This window comes from Streptomyces sp. LHD-70 (genome assembly GCF_031157275.1).
In the GTDB taxonomy this organism is placed as follows: domain Bacteria; phylum Actinomycetota; class Actinomycetes; order Streptomycetales; family Streptomycetaceae; genus Streptomyces.
Genome location: NZ_JAVIFW010000018.1, coordinates 26578 through 44835 on the forward strand (window position 1 = coordinate 26578; position 18258 = coordinate 44835).

The 18258-nt window shown below is 71.4% G+C and carries 20 protein-coding genes; 18 read left to right on the forward strand and 2 right to left on the reverse strand.

The features are described from left to right. Positions 1 to 30: 30 nt before the first annotated feature. The 6 genes from pyrE to RCO28_RS29600 all read left to right on the forward strand — a co-directional run bounded on the left by pyrE (position 31) and on the right by RCO28_RS29600 (position 5594). A complete protein-coding gene (gene pyrE / locus RCO28_RS29575; protein ID WP_308944361.1) occupies positions 31 to 579 on the forward strand; it encodes an orotate phosphoribosyltransferase in 549 nt (182 codons plus the stop codon). Between the two features lie 143 nt (positions 580 to 722). Beyond that, a complete protein-coding gene (fbaA, locus tag RCO28_RS29580) occupies positions 723 to 1745 on the forward strand; it encodes a class II fructose-bisphosphate aldolase (protein WP_308944362.1) in 1023 nt (340 codons plus the stop codon). 171 nt (positions 1746 to 1916) lie between these two features. Then, complete coding sequence (locus tag RCO28_RS29585) at positions 1917 to 2330, forward strand: DUF3151 domain-containing protein (protein ID WP_308944363.1); 414 nt, start codon at positions 1917 to 1919, stop codon at positions 2328 to 2330. Positions 2331 to 2491: 161 nt separating this feature from the next. Continuing rightward, a complete protein-coding gene (locus RCO28_RS29590) occupies positions 2492 to 3337 on the forward strand; it encodes a tryptophan 2,3-dioxygenase family protein (protein WP_308944364.1) in 846 nt (281 codons plus the stop codon). After that, positions 3330 to 4541, forward strand: a complete 1212-nt coding sequence (kynU, locus tag RCO28_RS29595) for a kynureninase (RefSeq protein ID WP_308944365.1) — start codon at positions 3330 to 3332, stop codon at positions 4539 to 4541. The genes RCO28_RS29590 and kynU overlap by 8 nt, the downstream gene beginning before the upstream one ends. Positions 4542 to 4712: 171 nt before the next feature. After that, positions 4713 to 5594, forward strand: coding sequence for an alpha/beta hydrolase (locus RCO28_RS29600; protein WP_308944366.1), 882 nt, complete (start codon positions 4713 to 4715; stop codon positions 5592 to 5594). A 50-nt stretch (positions 5595 to 5644) separates the two neighbouring features. Here the strand turns inward: RCO28_RS29600 and RCO28_RS29605 are convergent, their stop codons facing one another. Continuing rightward, complete coding sequence (locus RCO28_RS29605) at positions 5645 to 7147, reverse strand: aromatic amino acid ammonia-lyase (RefSeq protein ID WP_308944367.1); 1503 nt, start codon at positions 7145 to 7147, stop codon at positions 5645 to 5647. 139 nt (positions 7148 to 7286) lie between these two features. Between RCO28_RS29605 and RCO28_RS29610 the strand changes: the two genes are divergently transcribed. From RCO28_RS29610 to RCO28_RS29640, 7 genes are all read left to right on the forward strand, one after another. Next, on the forward strand, positions 7287 to 8510 hold the full coding sequence (locus tag RCO28_RS29610; protein WP_308944368.1) for an ABC transporter ATP-binding protein: 1224 nt from the start codon (positions 7287 to 7289) through the stop codon (positions 8508 to 8510). After that, positions 8507 to 9148: an ABC transporter permease gene (locus RCO28_RS29615; RefSeq protein WP_308944369.1), complete on the forward strand. Its 642-nt coding sequence runs from the start codon at positions 8507 to 8509 to the stop codon at positions 9146 to 9148. The genes RCO28_RS29610 and RCO28_RS29615 overlap by 4 nt, the downstream gene beginning before the upstream one ends. A 1-nt stretch (position 9149) precedes the next feature. Beyond that, complete coding sequence (locus RCO28_RS29620) at positions 9150 to 9827, forward strand: ABC transporter permease (protein WP_308944370.1); 678 nt, start codon at positions 9150 to 9152, stop codon at positions 9825 to 9827. Positions 9828 to 9838: 11 nt separating this feature from the next. After that, positions 9839 to 10777, forward strand: a complete 939-nt coding sequence (locus tag RCO28_RS29625; RefSeq protein ID WP_308944371.1) for an ABC transporter substrate-binding protein — start codon at positions 9839 to 9841, stop codon at positions 10775 to 10777. A gap of 199 nt (positions 10778 to 10976) precedes the next feature. After that, the gene (locus tag RCO28_RS29630; RefSeq protein WP_308944372.1) at positions 10977 to 11558 is read left to right on the forward strand and encodes a hypothetical protein; all 582 of its coding nucleotides are present in this window, start codon (positions 10977 to 10979) and stop codon (positions 11556 to 11558) included. Then, positions 11558 to 12883: a hypothetical protein gene (locus RCO28_RS29635; protein WP_308944373.1), complete on the forward strand. Its 1326-nt coding sequence runs from the start codon at positions 11558 to 11560 to the stop codon at positions 12881 to 12883. Before RCO28_RS29630 ends, RCO28_RS29635 begins: the two co-directional genes overlap by 1 nt. Further along, positions 12871 to 13335 carry a hypothetical protein gene (locus tag RCO28_RS29640; protein ID WP_308944374.1) on the forward strand — a complete coding sequence of 155 codons (465 nt, stop codon included), beginning with the start codon at positions 12871 to 12873 and terminating at the stop codon, positions 13333 to 13335. Before RCO28_RS29635 ends, RCO28_RS29640 begins: the two co-directional genes overlap by 13 nt. Here RCO28_RS29640 and RCO28_RS29645 read toward each other — a convergent pair. Further along, positions 13332 to 13730, reverse strand: a complete 399-nt coding sequence (locus RCO28_RS29645) for a hypothetical protein (RefSeq protein WP_308944375.1) — start codon at positions 13728 to 13730, stop codon at positions 13332 to 13334. The genes RCO28_RS29640 and RCO28_RS29645 overlap by 4 nt on opposite strands. Positions 13731 to 13841: 111 nt before the next feature. Between RCO28_RS29645 and RCO28_RS29650 the strand changes: the two genes are divergently transcribed. The 5 genes from RCO28_RS29650 to RCO28_RS29670 all read left to right on the forward strand — a co-directional run bounded on the left by RCO28_RS29650 (position 13842) and on the right by RCO28_RS29670 (position 18201). Then, positions 13842 to 14678, forward strand: coding sequence for a helix-turn-helix transcriptional regulator (locus RCO28_RS29650; protein WP_308944376.1), 837 nt, complete (start codon positions 13842 to 13844; stop codon positions 14676 to 14678). Beyond that, the gene (locus tag RCO28_RS29655) at positions 14675 to 14860 is read left to right on the forward strand and encodes a DUF397 domain-containing protein (RefSeq protein WP_308944377.1); all 186 of its coding nucleotides are present in this window, start codon (positions 14675 to 14677) and stop codon (positions 14858 to 14860) included. The genes RCO28_RS29650 and RCO28_RS29655 overlap by 4 nt, the downstream gene beginning before the upstream one ends. Then, on the forward strand, positions 14839 to 16047 hold the full coding sequence (locus tag RCO28_RS29660; RefSeq protein WP_308944378.1) for a cytochrome P450: 1209 nt from the start codon (positions 14839 to 14841) through the stop codon (positions 16045 to 16047). Before RCO28_RS29655 ends, RCO28_RS29660 begins: the two co-directional genes overlap by 22 nt. Positions 16048 to 16117: 70 nt before the next feature. Next, on the forward strand, positions 16118 to 17512 hold the full coding sequence (locus tag RCO28_RS29665) for a sensor histidine kinase (RefSeq protein WP_374991277.1): 1395 nt from the start codon (positions 16118 to 16120) through the stop codon (positions 17510 to 17512). Next, positions 17509 to 18201: a response regulator transcription factor gene (locus RCO28_RS29670; RefSeq protein ID WP_308944379.1), complete on the forward strand. Its 693-nt coding sequence runs from the start codon at positions 17509 to 17511 to the stop codon at positions 18199 to 18201. Before RCO28_RS29665 ends, RCO28_RS29670 begins: the two co-directional genes overlap by 4 nt. The last annotated feature ends 57 nt before the right edge of the window (positions 18202 to 18258 follow it).

Genomic DNA, 18258 nt, shown 5'->3' on the forward strand with positions numbered 1-18258 from the left:
CACACCGGCGGCCCACTTAAGCTGACAACCATGAGTGACGTACGCGGCGAGCTGCTGCAGCAGATCAAGGACAAGGCCGTGGTGCACGGCAAGGTGACGCTCTCCTCGGGCATCGAGGCCGACTACTACGTGGACCTGCGCCGCATCACCCTCGACGGCGAGGCGGCCCCCCTGGTCGGCCAGGTGCTCCTGGACCTCACGGCCGAGCTGGACTTCGACGCCGTCGGCGGCCTGACCATGGGCGCCGACCCCGTCGCCGCGTCGATGCTGCACGCCGCCGCCGCGCGCGGAAAGCGCTTGGACGCGTTCGTGGTCCGCAAGGCCGCCAAGGCGCACGGCCTGCAGCGCCGCGTCGAGGGCCCGGACATCAAGGGCCGCCGCGTCCTCGTCGTCGAGGACACCTCCACCACCGGCGGCTCCCCGCTGGCCGCCGTCGAGGCCGTGCGCGAGGCCGGCGCCGAGGTCGTGGGCGTCGCGACGATCGTGGACCGCGCCACCGGCGCCGCCGAGAAGATCACCGAGGGCGCCGGCGTCCCGTACCTCTTCGCGTACTCGAAGGACGAGCTGGGCCTCGACTGACGGGTGTACCGGGCGGTCGCACCGAGCCGGCCGGAGAGTCTGGAAGGATGGGGGCGACGATGACGTCGCCCCCTCAATGAACCTCCGTGAGGGGCCCTCCGGTCAGGGCCACACTTACACCGCACATCACAAGGAGCGGCCAGATGCCCATCGCAACCCCCGAGGTCTACGCCGAGATGCTGGACCGGGCGAAGGCAGGCAAGTTCGCCTACCCGGCCATCAACGTCACCTCCTCCCAGACCCTGCATGCCGCCCTGCGAGGCTTCGCGGAGGCCGAGAGCGACGGCATCATCCAGATCTCCACCGGTGGTGCGGAGTTCCTGGGCGGTCAGTACAACAAGGACATGGTGACCGGCGCCGTCGCCCTCGCGGAGTACGCGCACATCGTCGCCAAGAAGTACGACGTCACCGTCGCGCTGCACACCGACCACTGCCCGAAGGACAAGCTCGACGGGTACGTACGCCCGCTGCTCGACGTCTCCGCCGAGCGCGTCGCCAAGGGTGACAACCCGCTGTTCCAGTCGCACATGTGGGACGGCTCCGCCGAGACCCTCGCCGACAACCTGGCCATCGGCCAGGAGCTGCTCGAGAAGGCCCGCGCCGCCAAGATCATCCTTGAGGTGGAGATCACCCCGACCGGCGGCGAGGAGGACGGCGTCACGCACGAGATCAACGACGAGCTGTACACCACCGTCGACGACGCGCTGCGCACCGCCGAGGCCCTCGGCCTGGGCGAGAAGGGCCGGTACCTCCTGGCCGCGTCCTTCGGCAACGTCCACGGCGTCTACAAGCCGGGCAACGTCGTGCTCCGCCCCGAGCTCCTGAAGGACCTGCAGCAGGGCGTCGGCGAGAAGTACGGCAAGACCTCCCCGTTCGACTTCGTCTTCCACGGCGGCTCCGGCTCCACGGCCGAGGAGATCGCCACGGCGCTCGAGAACGGCGTCGTGAAGATGAACCTCGACACGGACACGCAGTACGCCTTCACGCGTCCCGTCGCGGACCACATGTTCAAGAACTACGACGGCGTCCTGAAGGTCGACGGCGAGGTCGGCAACAAGAAGACGTACGACCCGCGCACCTGGGGCAAGCTTGCCGAGGCGGGCATGGCTGCGCGCGTGGGCGAGGCCTGCGCCGCGCTGCGCTCGGCCGGCACCAAGCTGAAGTAGTAGTACTTCTTCACAGTCCAGGGCCCGGCCTCCCGACACGGGGGCCGGGCCCTGCTGCGTACCGGCCGGAGTGGTCCCCGTGCAGCCGGAGTCGTCCCCGTACTCCTGGTCTGCCGCCGGAGTTATCCACAGGCTGAGCCCGTCCGCGGAGCGACAAGGCAGACTTGGGGCATGTCCATTCACGAGAACCTCCTCGGGGGCCCGCCCCCGACCCACCTGCCCGACGACCCCGAGCCCCGAGAACTCCTCGCGGGCGGTACGGCAGCCGCGGACGTCGCCGCCAAGTACCCGTCGTCCTCGCTGGCCTGGGCCCGTCTCGCCGACGAGGCCTTCGAGCGCGGCAGCACCGTCGAGTCGTACGCCTACGCCCGTACGGGATACCACCGCGGCCTCGACGCCCTGCGCCGCGCCGGCTGGAAGGGCCACGGCCCGGTGCCGTGGGAGCACGAGCCGAACCGCGGCTTCCTGCGCGCCCTGCACGGCCTCGCGCGCGCCGCGCAGGTCATCGGCGAGCAGGAGGAGTACGAGCGCTGCGCGACCTTCCTGCGGGAGTCGTCCGAGACGGCCGCGGAGACGCTGGGCTGACATCCGGCGGGCCGGTGTCAAGGCCTGCCTGGTCGCCGTGACCAGGCAGGTCTTGCCGGACCGGGGGAGGATTGCGGAGGATGCCGGGTGGGGACCGGGGCCCCCGTGCCGGCATCGGCAGGGGCGGACCGCTACCCGGAGCAGGCACCAAGGAGACAGCGATGTCCCACGAGGCGGAAGCAACGGCCGGGGAGATCCCCGAGGCCCCGCATCTCGACTTCGCAGGCACCACGCCGTACGAGGACTATGTACAGGCGGATGTCCTCACCCATCTGCAGCACCCCCTCTCCGACGACCCCGGTGAGATGGTCTTCCTCGTCACCACGCAGGTGATGGAGCTGTGGTTCACCGTGATCGTGCACGAGTGGGAGACCGCCGCGACGGCCCTGCGCCAGGACGACCTGGGCACGGCGGTGGCCGCGCTCAAGCGCAGCGTCCGTGAGCTGGAGGCGCTCAACGCCTCCTGGAAGCCGCTCGGGCATCTCACGCCCGCGCAGTTCAACTCGTACCGCAGCGCGCTCGGCGACGGCTCCGGCTTCCAGTCGGCGATGTACCGGCGGATGGAGTTCCTCCTCGCCGAGAAGTCCGCGTCGATGCTCGTCCCGCACCGCGGCGCCCCGCGCGTGCACGCGGAGCTGGAGAAGGCGCTGCACGAGCCGAGCCTGTACGACGAGGTCGTCCGGCTCCTCGGGCGCCGCGGCTTCGACATCCCGGAGGCCGTCCTGAACCGCGACGTGTCGCAGCGGTACGAGCCGTCGCCCGAGGTGGAGGCGGTCTGGACGGCGGTGTACGCCGGGGACCAGGACGGCGAACTGGTGCGCCTGGGCGAGGCGTTGACGGATGTCGGCGAGCTGGTGTGGCGCTGGCGCAACGACCATCTGGTGGCGACCCGCCGGGCCATGGGCTCCAAGGCCGGTACGGGCGGTTCCGCCGGAGTGGCCTGGCTGGAGAAGCGGGCCCGCAAGAACGTGTTCCCCGAGCTCTGGACGGCGCGCAGTCATGTCTGAGACCGAGGCCCTGCTGGACAGGGCGGCCAAGCTGGACAAGGCCGATGAACTGGCCGTGCTGCGCGAGCAGTTCGTGCTCGACGAGGTGGTGTACCTCGACGGCAACTCCCTCGGCGCGCTGCCGCGTTCGGTGCCCGGCCGGGTCGCGGACGTCGTGCAGCGCGAGTGGGGGCGCCTTCGCATCCGCTCCTGGACCGAGTCGGGCTGGTGGACCGCGCCCGAGCGGATCGGCGACCTGGTCGCCCCGCTCGTCGGCGCGGCGGCCGGGCAGATCGTGGTCGGCGACTCCACAAGTGTCAATGTCTTCAAGGCGGTTGTGGGCGCTGTCCGGCTGTCGGGCGGGCCCGAGGCGGGGCGGGACGAGATCCTCGTGGACGAGTCCACGTTCCCCACCGACGGGTACATCGCGCAGTCCGCGGCCCGCCTGACGGGCTGCACGCTGCGCCCGCTCGCCCCGGCGGACGTGCCCGCCGCGGCCGGCCCGCGCACTGCGGCCGTCCTCGTCAACCACGTCGACTACCGCACCGGGCGCCTGCACGACCTGCCCGGCATCACCGCCGCCGTGCACGCCGCGGGCGCCCTGGTCGTCTGGGACCTGTGCCACAGCGCGGGCGCCCTGCCGGTGGGACTGGACGAGCACGGCGTCGACCTGGCCGTCGGCTGCACGTACAAGTACCTGAACGGCGGCCCGGGTTCGCCCGCCTACCTGTACGTCGCGGAGCGCCACCAGGGCGACTTCGACTCGCCGCTGCCCGGCTGGAACTCGCACGCCGAGCCCTTCGGCATGCGCCCCGGCTACGCCCCGGCGGACGGCGCGCTGCGCGGCCGCGTGGGCACGCCGGACATCCTGTCGATGCTGGCTCTGGAGGAGTCCCTGAAGGTCTGGGAGGGCGTGCCGGTCGAGGCGGTACGGGAGAAGTCCCTGGCGCTCACGGACTTCTTCCTGGAGTGCGTCGCGGCGTACGTCCCGGCCGGGCTTGTCGCCTCGATCACCCCTGAGGTGCACGCCGAGCGCGGCAGCCAGGTCGCACTTCGGTGTGACGGTGCGGACGCCGTGATGGACGACCTGATCGCCCGTGGCGTGGTCGGTGACTTCCGCGCACCGGACGTCCTCCGCTTCGGCTTCACCCCGCTGTACGTGGGCTTCGCGGAGGTCGAGCGGGCGGCCCGGGTGCTGGGCGAGGTGCTGCACGGCCGGTCGTAGGGGAGCCCGCGCCCTCTGTTCCGGCGAGGGGCGGGTCTGGGGAAGGATCACCCCCGGACCCGCCCCTCACCGCCGGACCCGCCCCGGACCTGCGGAACCGGCCCCCGGACCCGCGGAACCGGCCCTGGATCCGCGGAACAGGCCCTGCTCTCACCGAAAGGCTGCACCACCATGTCGGACGACGCCGAAGAAGAGTCGGCCTTCTCGCACCCCACCGTCGCCCCCGACGCCACCGCGTCCTACGGCGAACACCCCGACCAGGTCGTCGACTTCTACGCACCCCGCGTCGGCGACGGCCGGCCCGCGCCGCTCGTCGTCGTCCTGCACGGCGGCGCCTGGCGCGCCCCGTACGACCGGCAGCACCTCACGCCGTTCGCGGACTTCCTGGCGCGCCGCGGCTTCGCGGTCGCCAACGTCGAGTACCGCAGAGGGCCGGGGGACATCCCCCCACAGGGCACGGCCGTGCCGCACCAGGGTGCTCAGGCGCCGGTGGCGGGGCGCTGGCCGGAGACCTTCGACGACGTGGCGGCCGCGGTCGACGCGCTCCCCGCCCTCGTACCGTCGCACCTGCCGCAGGCCGATCCGCGCCGCGTGGTCCTCACCGGCCACTCCGCGGGCGGGCACCTCGCGCTGTGGGCGGCGGCGCGGCACGTGCTGCCCGCGGACTCGCCGTGGCACCTGGCGCGCCCCACGCCCCTGCGCGGGGTCGTCGCGCTCGCCCCGATCGTGGGCTTCGAGCGGGCGGTGGAGCTCGACGTGTGCGGCGGCGCGCCGGTCCAACTCCTGGGCGGTAAGGCCAAGTTCGCGGACCGCGTCCCGCTCGCCGACCCGGCGGCGCTGCTCCCCACCGGCATCGCGACCACGCTCGTGCAGGGCCGCACGGACACGACGGTCCCGTACGAACTGGCCGAGGAGTACGCGGACGCCGCGGCGAAGTCCGGTGAGCTCGTGGGCTGCACGCTCCTGGAAGGCGTCGGCCACTTCCCGCTGATCGACCCGGCGGCGGACGCGTGCGCGGTGGTGGCGGAGGAGATCGCTCAACTCGCTTTCTGAGCAGAGAGCAGAGAGCAGAGTCATTTGCTCAACGGCCACAGCTGCCGCCCCTACAACTCCGCGAAAGCGTCGAGGAGTCCGGCCGCCACCCCCACATCCTCCGTGAGCGGGCGGTCCGCGAAGTCGTCCGGGAGGGCGCGGTCCGCGAGGGCGAAGGCGTGGCCGACCGGGAGGTCGGGGTCGACGGGTCGGCCGCGCAGGCGCAAGGCCCGTACGGCGGAGACCAGTTCGCAGCCGACGACGAGCCGGTAGGGCTCTTCGGTGCGCAAGGTCTGGCGGGCGGCGAGGGAGGCGAAGCTGGCCTGTTCCTCGACGCCGCGCGAGAGCACGGCGTGGCCGAGGGAGGCGGGCGCGGAGAAGGCCCGCAGGTCGCCGAGGGCCGCCCCGGCGGCGTACTCCAGGATCATCGTGCCGGAAGCGGCCGGCGCACCGTCGGCGAGGAAGGGCCGCAGGCCGGTGTACGCGGGTTCGTTGAGGGCGGCGAGCCGGGACGTGGAGAGCCGGGCGGTCTGCACCAGGGCGAGCCTGAAGTGGTCCAGGTCGAGGGCGAGTTGGGCGAGGTAGAAGCCGCCGTGGTGGTAGGCGGCGCGGTTGGCCGCGGAGATCAGCGGGTTCTCGGCGGCGGCGTTGATCTCCACCTGGAGAGTGCGCTCCAGGGCATCGGCGGCGTCCTGTGCGGGCCCGTGCACCTGCGGCAGGACCCGGAAGCCGTACGGGTCCTGGATGCGGTCCTGCGGAGGTGCGGGCCGGTCGGCGGCGCCGAGGAGGTAGCGGCTGCGGCGGGCCACGGCGTACGAACCGGGGTGCGGGCGGGCCGCGTGCACCGGCTCCGCGTACGCCTCGTAGGAGCCGTCGACGGCGAGCAGCGAGAGGGCGCCGACGACCTGGGTGGCGGCGAGCAGGCGGCGTGCGGCGTCGAGGGCGAGCGCGGACTGGCCGAGGGTGAGGGCGTTGCTGCTGATCAGGGCGAGGGCGTCGTTGTTCTCCAGGGCGAGCGGGGCCGGCGGGGTGCCGCCCTCCCACTGATGCTCACCGGCGAGGGCCAGGCCGACCTGGGAGAGCGCCGCGATGTCGCCGGTGCCGACGGAGCCGAACTCGTGCACCACCGGCTGCGCGCCCGCGTCGAGCGCCTCGCACAGGGCGGTGACGACGGTGGGGCGCAGGCCCGCACCCCCGGCGAGGATCTGGTTGGCGCGCACGGCGAGCATCGCGCGGACCTCGCGCGCGGGCAGCGGCTCGCCGATCGCGCCGGCGTGGGAGCGGAGGAGCCGAAGGCCGTGTTCGGCGGCGGCCCCGGTGGGCACGCTCTCGTTCCGGTTGGCGCCGACGCCGGTCGAGCGGCCGTAGACCCGCCCCGATGCGGCCAGGCTCAGGGCGGCGTGCCAGGATTCCTCGGCGCGCCGCATCGCCGCGGCGTCGGGCACGGGCCGTGCGGTGCCGTCGGCGAGTCGGACGACATCGGCGGCCGGCAGGTTCGCACCGTCGAGGACGACGTCGGCGGGCACCGCCATCGAGCCGGGTCCGCCCGGTCCTTCCGGCATGTGAGACGACATCACGCGCAAATCCTCCGTTCCGGGGCACTGCGTCTTGGCCGGTGAACGTTCGTAACCGGCGATTTACGTCGGGCCATTGACAACTTATTCAGCCACCAAGACTCTGCATGAGCATATGCAGCCGGGCAAGGGGCCAGTGATGATCCAATTCCAGGCAGTCCACAAGCAGTTCCCGAACGGCACGACAGCGGTGCACGACCTCTCCCTCGATCTGCCCGAGGGCGGGGTCACGGTCCTCGTCGGATCCTCCGGATGCGGCAAGACCACCACCCTCCGCATGATCAACCGCATGGTCGAGCCCACCTCGGGCACGATCCGCGTCGCGGGCAAGGACGTCACCGAGCAGGACGCCGCCGAGCTGCGCCGCTCCATCGGGTACGTCATCCAGCAGGCGGGCCTGTTCCCGCACCGCACCGTCCTCGACAACATCGCTACGGTGCCGCTGCTCCTCGGCTGGGGCCGCCGCAAGGCGAGGGCCCGCGCCGCCGAACTCCTCGACACCGTCGGCCTGACCGCCGAGGCCGGCAAGCGCTACCCGCACCAGCTCTCCGGCGGCCAGCAGCAGCGCGTCGGCGTGGCCCGCGCGCTCGCCGCCGACCCGCCGGTGCTGCTCATGGACGAGCCGTTCGGCGCGGTCGACCCGGTGGTCCGCACCCAGCTGCAGGACGAACTCCTGCGCCTGCAGCAGGAGTTGGGCAAGACCATCGTGTTCGTCACGCACGACATCGACGAGGCCGTCCGCCTCGGCGACCGGATAGCCGTGTTCCGCACCGGCGGCCACCTCGTGCAGTGCGCCCCGCCCGCGGAACTCCTCGCCCGCCCCGCCGACGCGTTCGTCGCGGACTTCCTCGGCGCGGAGCGCGGCCTCAAGCTGCTCTCCCTGACCGGCATCGCGGAGCTCCCGCAGCACCCCGCCCCGGACGGCGACCGCTGGGAGCTGCGGCGCGACCTGGCGGGCCGACCCCTCGCCTGGCGCGACACCGACACCGACCAGGAGACTCCCGTACGCCCCCTCAAGGGCACCGACTCACTCCTCTCGGCGCTCAACGAGTCGGTCGCGTCCCCCACCGGCCTGGTCGCCCGCGTGGACGCCGACGGCATCCTCACCGGTGTCACGTCCCGCGACACCATCCACGACCACGCGAACCGGCTGCACGTCACGGCGTCCCACGCCGACACCCCCGCGACCGACACCCCCGCGACCGACGGCACCGCGACCGACACCCCCGCGACCGACGGCACCGCGACCGACGGCACCGCGACCGACACCCCCGCGACCGACACCCCCGCGACCGACAGCGCCCCCGAAGACCGCACCGAGGACGGGCCCGCCGTGACCGTCACCAAGGGCGGCCCCGCATGACCATCGACTGGACCTGGATCTCCGAGCACGCCGCCGACCTCACCGCGCTGAGCCTCTCGCACCTCCAAGCGGCGCTCTCCGCCGTCCTGTTCGGCCTGCTGATCTCGCTGCCGCTCGCCGTCGTCGCGCACCGCGTCCGCCCCCTGCGCGGCCTCCTCCTCGGCCTCTCCAACGTGCTGTTCACGATCCCGTCGATCGCGGTGTTCGTGCTGCTCCTGCCGGTCTCGGGCCTGACCCGCACCACCACCGTCATCGGCCTGACCATCTACACGCTGGTGGTCCTGCTCAGGAACACCGTCGAGGGCCTCGACTCCGTCCCGGTGAAGACCAAGGAGGCCGCCACCGCGATGGGTACGCGCCCGCTGCGCGTGCTCCTCACCGTCGAACTCCCGCTCGCCCTCCCGGTGATCATGGCGGGCGTCCGCATCGCGACGGTCATGGCGATCTCCCTGGTCTCGGTCGCCACCTACATCGGCGACGGCGGCCTGGGCCAGCTCTTCACGGACGGCTTCCAGCGGAACTTCCCCACCCCGGTGATCACCGGCGTCGCCCTGACCCTGCTCCTCGCCCTGCTCGCGGACGCGCTCCTGGTCGCCGTGCAGCACGTACTGACCCCGTGGACCAGGAAGAGGGCCTGACATGTACGAACTCCTCGTGGATCTCGGCGGCTGGCTGACCGGCCCCGAGCAGTGGGCGGGCGCCGACGGCATCGGCGTACGCCTCCTGGAACACCTCCAGTACTCGGCCCTCGCCACCGTGATCGCCGCCGCCATCGCCCTGCCCCTCGGCCTCCTCATCGGGCACACCGGGCGCGGCGCGTTCCTCGCCATCAACCTGTCGAGCTTCGGCCGCGCGCTGCCCACGGTCGGCCTGGTCGTCCTGGTCTTCCTGGCCAGCGGCCTCTCCATGACGCCGGTGTACGTGGCGCTCGTCGCCCTCGCCGTACCGGCCATCGTCACCAATACGTACGCCGGGATGGCCGCCGTCGACCGGGACGTGAAGGACGCGGCGCGCGGGCAGGGCATGCGCTGGCACCAGGTCCTGTTTCACGTGGAACTGCCGCTCGCGCTCCCGCTGATCATGACCGGCCTGCGCCTCGCCCTGATCCAGGTCGTGGCCACCGCCACCATCGCCGCGTACGTCTCCTTCGGCGGCCTCGGCCGGTACGTCTTCGACGGGCTGGCCCAGCGCGACCTGGTCCAGGTTCTCGGCGGCGCCGTCCTCGTGGCCGTGCTCGCCGTCGCCCTCGACCTGCTGCTCGCCGCCGTGCAGCGGCTCCTCTTCCGCCACCGCGCCCCCGCCTCAGCCTCCGCGTAAGGACATCTGCCATGACCCAGCTCAACCGGCGCGCCCTGCTCGGCGGCCTCTTCGCCGCAGCCTCCGTCCCGGCCCTGGCCGCCTGCAGCGGCGGCATCACCTCCCTGGAGGGCGAGGGCAACTCCCCGGCGGGCGGCGGCTCCAGCAAGGACGGCCTGACCATCGGCACGGCCAACTTCACCGAGAACCAGATCCTCGGGTACCTCTACGCGGCCGTACTCGAGGACGCCGGCGTGAAGACGACCGTCCGCCCCAACCTCGGCACCCGCGAGATCCTCATCCCCGCGCTCAAGGGCGGCGACATCGACCTGCTGCCCGAGTACCAGGGCGCCCTGCTGCACTACCTCGACCCGAAGGCCACGGTCACCGAGGAGGGCGAGATGCAGAACGCTCTCGCCGTCGCCCTCCCCAAGGGCCTGCAGATCCTGCCGTACGGCAAGGCCGAGGACTCCGACGCCTTCGCCGTCACACGCGAGACCGCTGCCCGCTACAAGCTGCGCTCCCTCGCCGACCTGGCGAAGCACAACGGCAAGCTGGTGATCGGCGCGGCCCCCGAGGTCAAGAAGCGCACGGTCGGGGTGGTGGGCCTGGAGGAGGTCTACGGCGTCGAGTTCAAGGAGTTCAAGTCCCTCGACTCCTCCGGCCCGTTGGTGAAGGGCGCGCTCCGCAAGGGCGACGTGGACGTCGCGAACCTCTTCACCACGGACACGGACATCGAGGCGGAGGGCTGGGTGGTCCTGACCGACCCGAAGAACCTGGTCCCCGGCCAGCATGTCGTCCCCCTGATCGCCGACCGCAAGGCCGACTCCACGGTCCGCCGCGCCCTGGCGAAACTGGGCGCGGCCCTCACGACGGAACAGCTCACCGAGCTCAACCGCCAGGTGGACAAGGACAAGAAGGACCCGGAGAAGGCGGCCCGCGAGTGGGCATCGCGGCACGGCCTGGCGTGAGGTGAACGTGTCAAACAGTGCCGTCTCCCGTGGCACACTCCTCGCAGTGTGAAGTGCCCGCACAGGACAGGGGGATGTCGTGGGTTCAGCTTCTGGCGGCGGGGTGCCAGGTTCGGGTTCGGATTCGGGTGCTGATTCCGGTGCTGATCCGGGTTCTGATCCGGGTTCTGATCCGGGCCGGTACGGCGGCCTTCAGCCGATGACGGCGGCAGACGCCGCCGACCCGGGCGACCGCTTCCGCCCGGTCTCAGCCGAGGCCGCGCCCGAAGCCGAGCCCGAGGCCGCCCCCGAAGCCGCCCCCGAAGCCGAGGCCCCGACCCACGCCCCGGCCCAACCGGACACGCACACGGACGTACGCGACCTGGACCCGGCGCCCGCGACTGTTCCCGCCCCCGCGCCTGCCCCCGGCCCCGGCCCCGCCGCAGGGGTCACGACGATGCAGAGCGGCGGCGGAGGCGGTGCCGGAGGCGGATACGGCGTCAGCACGACCGAACTCGGCAAGATGGCAGACGAGTTGGACGAGGCAGCCACGCTCCTCGAGAAGGCCGACAAGGGCCTGTCGGAGTCGGCGAACACCGCCCGTATCCACAGCATGCTGGCCGCCGGACGCATGCTGAGCGGCACGACGAGCGCCTGGGACAAGGAGGTCACCCGACTGGCGAAGCAGTGCCGGTCGCTGGCCGACAAGATGCGCGAGACGCACACCACCTACACGACACAGGAACAGCGCACGGCGCAGGAGTTCGAGGCGATCCTCGCCGGGTTCGAGAGGGGTGCGTGATGGCGACGCTGGAAGAACGCCCGGACCCGACGGAGCGCCCGGACAAGAATCCGCACGACCACCCGAACGCGGTCCGCCGCGAGGACATCACGGTCTCCGAACTCGACGACGTACGCCCCCAGGCCTGGGAGCGCGCGGGCGAGGAGTGGGACGACCTGGCGGTGGCGGCCAGGAAGGCGCGTACGCACGTCGAGAACGTCCTCGACAAGCTCCCGCTCGTCTGGCAGAGCGAGGCATCGATGCAGGCCCGCCTCCAACTCCTCTCCCTCTACCAGGAGTTGACGATCGCGAAGCACGAGTCCAAGGCGGCAGCGGACACCCTCTCCGCCGCCAGGCACGGCTTCAAGCTCGCCTCCACCTGGCTCGACGAGGCCAAGGACCTGGCCAAGGAGAAGCACCTCACCCTGCACGACGACGGCAGCGTCTCCGTACCCGACCGGGACTATCCGCCCAACGACCCCGACAGCGCGGGCGCGGCCCGGCTCGACCAGGAGAACGCGGAGAGCCTGCGCACCCGCGCGGCGGCGGCGCTGGGCTACGCGGGCGACGTCAACGAGCACGTCGGGTACGAACTGGAGCGCGTCAAGAAGGCGGTGGAGTTCTCCGTCCTGGACGAGCGGACCCGCGAGGCCCTCAAGCAGGACAGGGCGGGCGCCAAGGACCTGAACCGGGTCTTCTCCGGCCGGGGCGGCGTGCTGCTGCCGCCACCGCTGCGGGACGAGGGCGCCGGGGACTACGACACCCGTGAGGCCACCGACGAGGACCGTGCCATCAAGAACAAGATGGGCTTCTTCGCGATGGGCTCACCCGGGGTGCTCGGCGGCCCGGTCTCCGCGAAGCACATGCTCCACTACCTGTCGAACACCGGCGAGCCGCTGGACATCGACGTGGATTCGATGATGGACGACCTGCCGGACATGAACCGGAACGTCGAGGCGCAGCTGAAGGAGAACACCCCGGCCTGGGAGGCGCAGGCACTCGCCGAGTACGAGCGGACCGGGAAGCCGGTGAAGATGGTCCAGCAGACCGGCTGGCAGGGCTGGAGCGCGACGCAGGACCCCGACTGGTACCACGCGGTGGGCTCCTTCCACTACAACACCGTTGCCCAGGTGGAGGTCGTGCCCGGCCCGGACGGCGAGCCGAAGACCACGATCAAGTACCAGACGCATGTGTACGACCGCTACAACTGGGACGCGCAGAAGGCGACTCCGGTACCGGCGATGGGCAACGTCTCCGACGCCGAGATGGCCCGGCTCCACCAGTCGGGCCAGGCCAAGGAGTACGACATGGGCGGACAGAGCGAAGTGCGCACGTGGAACGGCTGAGGCGGGGCTCATGGCAGCGGCGGGCGCTGTTCGGCTTCCTGGCGCTGTGCGTGCTGTGGATCGTCGGCGTGGCCGTGTGGTTCGTGGTCGCCCTCGTCACCCCGCCACCGCCCGAGCCCTGGGAGGACGAGGAGCGGGCGGCGGGTCTGCACCACGAGCAGGTGGACGCGGCGCGCTTCTACGTACCGGAGTTCTCCAGGACCGAGAAGAACGGCACGGTCGTGCTCCGGTACAAGGTGCGCGGACAGGATGATTCGACCGTGGCCGACTTCCTTTGGACGTACGACATCACCGTCAAGCCGGAGAAGTCCGGGCCGAACGAAGAGACGTATCGGGACCGCTTCGGTGAAGCGCGGCGGACGTTCACAGTGGTGTACGAGGACGCGGGCGCGGAGATCGACGACAAGTGGGAGTCCAGCGCCCGGATCACGGTCAGGGCGGTCCAGGACTAGGCGTTCATCTCGATGAGCACGGTACGCAGCAGCAGCGTATGGACGAGCGCACCGCTCGGGCACGGTCGGCAGCGCCAACTGAGCGGCCAGGTGCAGCCGTTGGCGGCGGGTACGGGGATGTACGAGACGAGCCCTGGCCCGCCCGTCAGACGAGACGCGTTCTCGGGCCACGCGCGGTGCGCCGTACTGCCCACCGGCACGAGGAAGTAGACGGCCCGCCGCCCCCGCTCCTCCACGACGACGGGCCCGGGCGCACCCCCGGTCACCTTTTCCAGCCGGTCGGCGAGCAGCCGCCCGAGGTCACCGTCGACGCGCACGGCATCGAACTGCACGCCCGCCTTGCGGAGTTGGAAGCCGGTGGCCGGGAGCCAGGTGGGGTTGTTTCCCAAGTTCATGGGGTCAGTGTCAGTGGGGCGCGTTAGCGTTTTCCATGACTCAGCGTTGATGGTCGGTCACGGTCGAGTGGGGTTGTGCCCGGTCGAGACCGGTAGAGGGGGTGTTCGCCCATGGCGCGAGCGGAGAACAGGGACACGGCGGGTACGACGGCCCGCCAGGTCGCGGAAATGGCCCGCGCGCTGCGCATCAAGGCGGGCTTTTCGCAGGAGGAGTTGGGCCGCAAGATCGGGTACACGGCGGCGGCGGTGAGCGCGATGGAGCGCTGCCCGCAACCGGCGAGCGATGAGATGTTGGTGCAGTTGGAGCGGGTTATCGGGGGTGGGTTGGGGTTCTTCGAGCGGGCTCGGGAGTACATGCGGTTGGAGCGGTATCCGGCTCAGTTCCAGAGCTTTGCGCGGCTGGAGCAGAAGGCGCTCACGTTGAACTCGTACCAGACGATGGCCGTGGACGGCCTTTTCCAGACCGAGGCCTACGCCCGGGCCCAGATCTCTGGAAACTTCCCGCCGCTCAGTGACCAGCGGGTCGAGGAACTCGTGGACGCGCGCATGGGCCGCAAGTCGCTCTTCGACCGCCGTCCTGCGCCGGTGTTCGAAGTAGTCCTGGATGAGGCGGTGTTACGTCGTGTGATCGGCGGAAGGAGCATCATGCGCGACCAGTTGACGCTGCTCCTTGAATACGGTCGATGGCGCAACATCATGCTGCACGTGCTACCGCTGGGACAGGGCCTCGTTGGGGAGAACGCGGGGACGCCTGGCCCGATGAAGCTGGTGGAGACCGTCGATCACGACCACATCGTGTACCTCGAAGTCCAGGACGAGAGTGTGCTGATCAGCGAACCCGCAAAGGTGAGTGCATATACCCATCGGTATGCGAAGATCCGTTCCCAGGCCTTGGGTACAGGTGATTCGCTGGGCCTCATCGAGGAGTTGGCAGGAGAGCTGAAGTGAGCGGCAGTCTCGGGTGGTTCAAGTCCAGCTACAGCAGCAGCACGGGCGGCGACTGCGTGGAAGTCGCCTCAGCCCCCGACCGTATCCACATACGCGACTCCAAGACCCCCGACCGGGCACGACTGGTCGTAGGGCGGGCCACCTGGGAGAACTTCCTGGCATGGACGAACCCCAACTCCTGAGCGCCGCCGACCCGGCGAACCCGTACCCGACGTACGCCGCGCTCCGCGCGCAGGGCCGGGCCCTGTGGAACGAGTCATCGCAGCAGTGGCTGATCCCGCACCACAGGGACGTCACCGCGCTCCTGCGAGACCGCCGTCTCGGGCGCACGTATCTGCACCGGTTCACGCACGAGGAGTTCGGCCGTACCCCGCCGCCCGCCGCGCACGAACCGTTCCACGTGCTGAACGACAACGGCCTCCTCGACCTGGAGGCGCCCCGGCACACGCGGATCAGACGGCTCGTGTCGAAGGCGTTCACGCCGCGCAGGGTGGCGGAACTCCAGCCGTACATCGAGGAGTTGGCGGGCGAACTCGCCGCGGACCTGGTCGCGGACGGCGGCGGAGACCTGGTGTCGCGGCTGGCCGAACCACTCCCCGTGGCGGTCATCGCGCAGATGCTCGGCGTGCCGGAATCGGACCGGCACCTGCTGCGGCCCTGGTCGGCGGCGATCTGCGGGATGTACGAGCTGAACCCGTCGGAGGAGACGGCGCGGGCGGCGGTCGAGGCGAGCGTCGAATTCACGGCGTACCTACGCGAGTTGATCACGGAGCGCCGCAGGAACCTGGGCGACGACCTGATCTCGGGCCTGATCGCCGTACACGACGAGGACGGGACCCGGCTCACGGAGCAGGAGATGATCTCCACGGCGGTGCTGCTCCTGAACGCCGGCCACGAGGCCACGGTGAACTCGACGGGCAACGGCTGGTGGGCCCTGTTCCGCCACCCCGACCAGCTCGCGGCGCTCCGCTCCGGCGGCGTGCCGCTGTCCACAGCTGTGGAGGAACTCCTGCGGTACGACTCACCGCTGCACCTCTTCGAGCGGTGGGTCCTGGAGGACATCGAGGTCGGCGGGGTGCCGATCCCGCGCGGCTCGGAGGTGGCCCTCCTCTTCGGCTCGGCCAACCGCGACCCGGACGCCTTCACGGACCCGGACCGCCTGAACCTGTCCCGAACGGACAACCCCCACGTCAGCCTGGGCGGAGGCATCCACTACTGCCTGGGCGCCCCGCTGGCCCGCCTCGAACTGGCCGCGTCCTACGGTCAGCTGCTGAGCCAGGCCCCGGGCCTGCGGCTGGCTGCCGAGCCGCGCTGGAAGGACGGACTGGTGATCCGGGGGCTGCGGGAGCTGGTGGTGGAGGCGGGGTGAGCAGGGGCTGGAGTGGGGCCAGGAGGGACCCGTAGTCCCTGAGAAGGACCCCCGGAGATCCGTAGCTGGGGTGACGACCGGCGTTCCGGGGGCGCCTACCGTCTTCGGTGTGACCCAGACGACCCAGGCGACCCAGACCTCGCCGACCCAGCCCTTGCCCACCGAGGCCGGACTGCTCCGCGCCGCTCTGCAGGCGTTCCGTAGCGACCTGCTGACCGGGGCGTTCGCGTTCCGGCCGATGGAGCCGCTCGTCGTGGAGGGCGAAGGCACCAGTCGGCTGCTGCGGTTGATACCGAAGTCCCGGCGCCGGTCCGCGCGTTGGCTGCCGCACGCGGGGACCCTCCTGGCGGCCGCGTTCGTCTTCCTCGCCGGGGCATGGATGCCGAACCGGGACTTCATCGAGGGCCTCTTCACCGCCCTGTTGGCCGTGGCCCCAGTGCTGCTGACGCTGTTCCGGCCGGTGGCCGCGTTCTGGCTGTCGTTCGCGCTGACCCTGCTCGCGGTACCCATGTCGCTCACGGCGCTCTTCCCTTGGACGTGGGCCGGATTCCTGGCACACCTGGCCGTGATGGTGCATGTGGCGCTGCGGTCCCGGCCCCGTGTCGCGGCGGAGATGTGGGGAGTCACCGTGGTCTTCGCGGTGCTCCTCGCGGGGTTCAACGGCGACTCCGCCGCGCCGGTGGCGATGCCGCTCCTAGCCGGACTGTGCCTGGCCACCGCCACCTCGCTACGCGGCTGGTCCTCCGCCCGCCGCGAGGTCGTCGCGAAGGAGCGTGAGGTTGTCGCCAAGGAGGAGGTGACGCTCGTCGAGCGGTCCAGGCGGACGCTGCTCGAAGAGCGCACCACCATCGCCCGCGAGCTGCACGATGTGGTGGCCCACCACATGTCCGTCGTCGCCATCCAGGCGGAGGCCGCCCCGTACCGGGTGGAGAACCCGCCGCCGGAGCTGGCCCAGGCCTTCGCCACGATCCGGGAGAACGCGGTCGCCGCGCTCACCGAACTCCGCCGCGTCCTCGGCGTCGTCCGCGCGGAGGACTACGAGGCCCCCGACGCGCCCCAGCCCACCCTCGCCGACCTCGGCGCGCTCCTCGACAACGTCCGCGAGGCCGGACTGACCGTCGACCAGGCCGTCACCGGCGCGGCCCGCGCGCTGCCGCAGGGCGTGGAGCTGTCCGCGTACCGCATCGTGCAGGAGGCCCTCAGCAACGCGCTGCGGCACGCACCCGGCGCCACCGCCAAGGTGGAGGTCTCGTACGTCCTCGGCGGCCTCGGCCTGCGCATCGTCAACGGCCCGCCGACCGGTTTGCTGAAGGCCTCTCCCGGCGCCGGGCACGGGCTGACCGGCATGCGGGAGCGGGTCGCGATGCTCGACGGCGAGATGACGGCGGGGGCGGCGGAGGACGGCGGGTACGAGGTGACCGTGTTCCTGCCCGTGCGGGGCGAGGCCGAGGAGCGTTCCGTATGACCGGCACCGAAGACGGCACGGGCGCGGACCGCATCCGCGTGCTGATCGCCGACGACCAGATGATGGTCCGCGAGGGCTTCTCCGTTCTGCTCGGCGCGATGCCGGGGATCGAGGTCGTCGGGGAGGCGGTGAACGGCCGCGAGGCGGTCGCGAAGGTCGCCGGACTGCGGCCCGACGTCGTCCTGATGGACATCCGGATGCCCGAGCTGAACGGCATCGAGGCCACCCGCGAGATCGTCGCCGCCGACACCGACACCCGCGTCCTGGTCCTGACCACCTTCGACCTCGACGAGTACGTCTACGAGGCCCTCCGCGCCGGCGCCTCCGGCTTCCTCCTCAAGGACGCCTCGGCCCGCCAACTCGCCGACGGCGTACGGGTCGTGGCCTCCGGCGAGGCCCTGCTCGCGCCGACGGTCACCAGGCGGCTGATCTCCGAGTTCGCGAAGCTCGGCGCGGCCGAGTCGAAGGCCCCGGCGGTCACCCAGCTCGGCGACCTCACGGAACGCGAGACGGAGGTCCTGGTCCTGATCGCCCAGGGCCGCTCCAACGCGGAGATCGCCGCACACCTGGTCGTCGCCGAGTCGACGATCAAGACCCATGTCAGCCGGATCCTGGTCAAGCTGGGCCTGCGAGACCGCACACAGGCCGCGGTGTTCGCGTACGAGGCCCGCCTGGTGACGCCTTCGTAGGTTCGATCACTCGTTCGGGTGGCGCGCTCGCGGAACTGTCGCCTCCGCCACCGGGGC

Coding starts and splice junctions, on each gene's coding strand:
- pyrE (WP_308944361.1), top strand. CDS start 31: ATGAGTGACGTACGCGGCGAGCTGCTGCAGCAGATCAAGGACAAGGCC.
- fbaA (WP_308944362.1), top strand. CDS start 723: ATGCCCATCGCAACCCCCGAGGTCTACGCCGAGATGCTGGACCGGGCG.
- RCO28_RS29585 (WP_308944363.1), top strand. CDS start 1,917: ATGTCCATTCACGAGAACCTCCTCGGGGGCCCGCCCCCGACCCACCTG.
- RCO28_RS29590 (WP_308944364.1), top strand. CDS start 2,492: ATGTCCCACGAGGCGGAAGCAACGGCCGGGGAGATCCCCGAGGCCCCG.
- kynU (WP_308944365.1), top strand. CDS start 3,330: ATGTCTGAGACCGAGGCCCTGCTGGACAGGGCGGCCAAGCTGGACAAG.
- RCO28_RS29600 (WP_308944366.1), top strand. CDS start 4,713: ATGTCGGACGACGCCGAAGAAGAGTCGGCCTTCTCGCACCCCACCGTC.
- RCO28_RS29605 (WP_308944367.1), bottom strand. CDS start 7,147: ATGTCGTCTCACATGCCGGAAGGACCGGGCGGACCCGGCTCGATGGCG.
- RCO28_RS29610 (WP_308944368.1), top strand. CDS start 7,287: ATGATCCAATTCCAGGCAGTCCACAAGCAGTTCCCGAACGGCACGACA.
- RCO28_RS29615 (WP_308944369.1), top strand. CDS start 8,507: ATGACCATCGACTGGACCTGGATCTCCGAGCACGCCGCCGACCTCACC.
- RCO28_RS29620 (WP_308944370.1), top strand. CDS start 9,150: ATGTACGAACTCCTCGTGGATCTCGGCGGCTGGCTGACCGGCCCCGAG.
- RCO28_RS29625 (WP_308944371.1), top strand. CDS start 9,839: ATGACCCAGCTCAACCGGCGCGCCCTGCTCGGCGGCCTCTTCGCCGCA.
- RCO28_RS29630 (WP_308944372.1), top strand. CDS start 10,977: ATGACGGCGGCAGACGCCGCCGACCCGGGCGACCGCTTCCGCCCGGTC.
- RCO28_RS29635 (WP_308944373.1), top strand. CDS start 11,558: ATGGCGACGCTGGAAGAACGCCCGGACCCGACGGAGCGCCCGGACAAG.
- RCO28_RS29645 (WP_308944375.1), bottom strand. CDS start 13,730: ATGAACTTGGGAAACAACCCCACCTGGCTCCCGGCCACCGGCTTCCAA.
- RCO28_RS29650 (WP_308944376.1), top strand. CDS start 13,842: ATGGCGCGAGCGGAGAACAGGGACACGGCGGGTACGACGGCCCGCCAG.
- RCO28_RS29660 (WP_308944378.1), top strand. CDS start 14,839: ATGGACGAACCCCAACTCCTGAGCGCCGCCGACCCGGCGAACCCGTAC.
- RCO28_RS29670 (WP_308944379.1), top strand. CDS start 17,509: ATGACCGGCACCGAAGACGGCACGGGCGCGGACCGCATCCGCGTGCTG.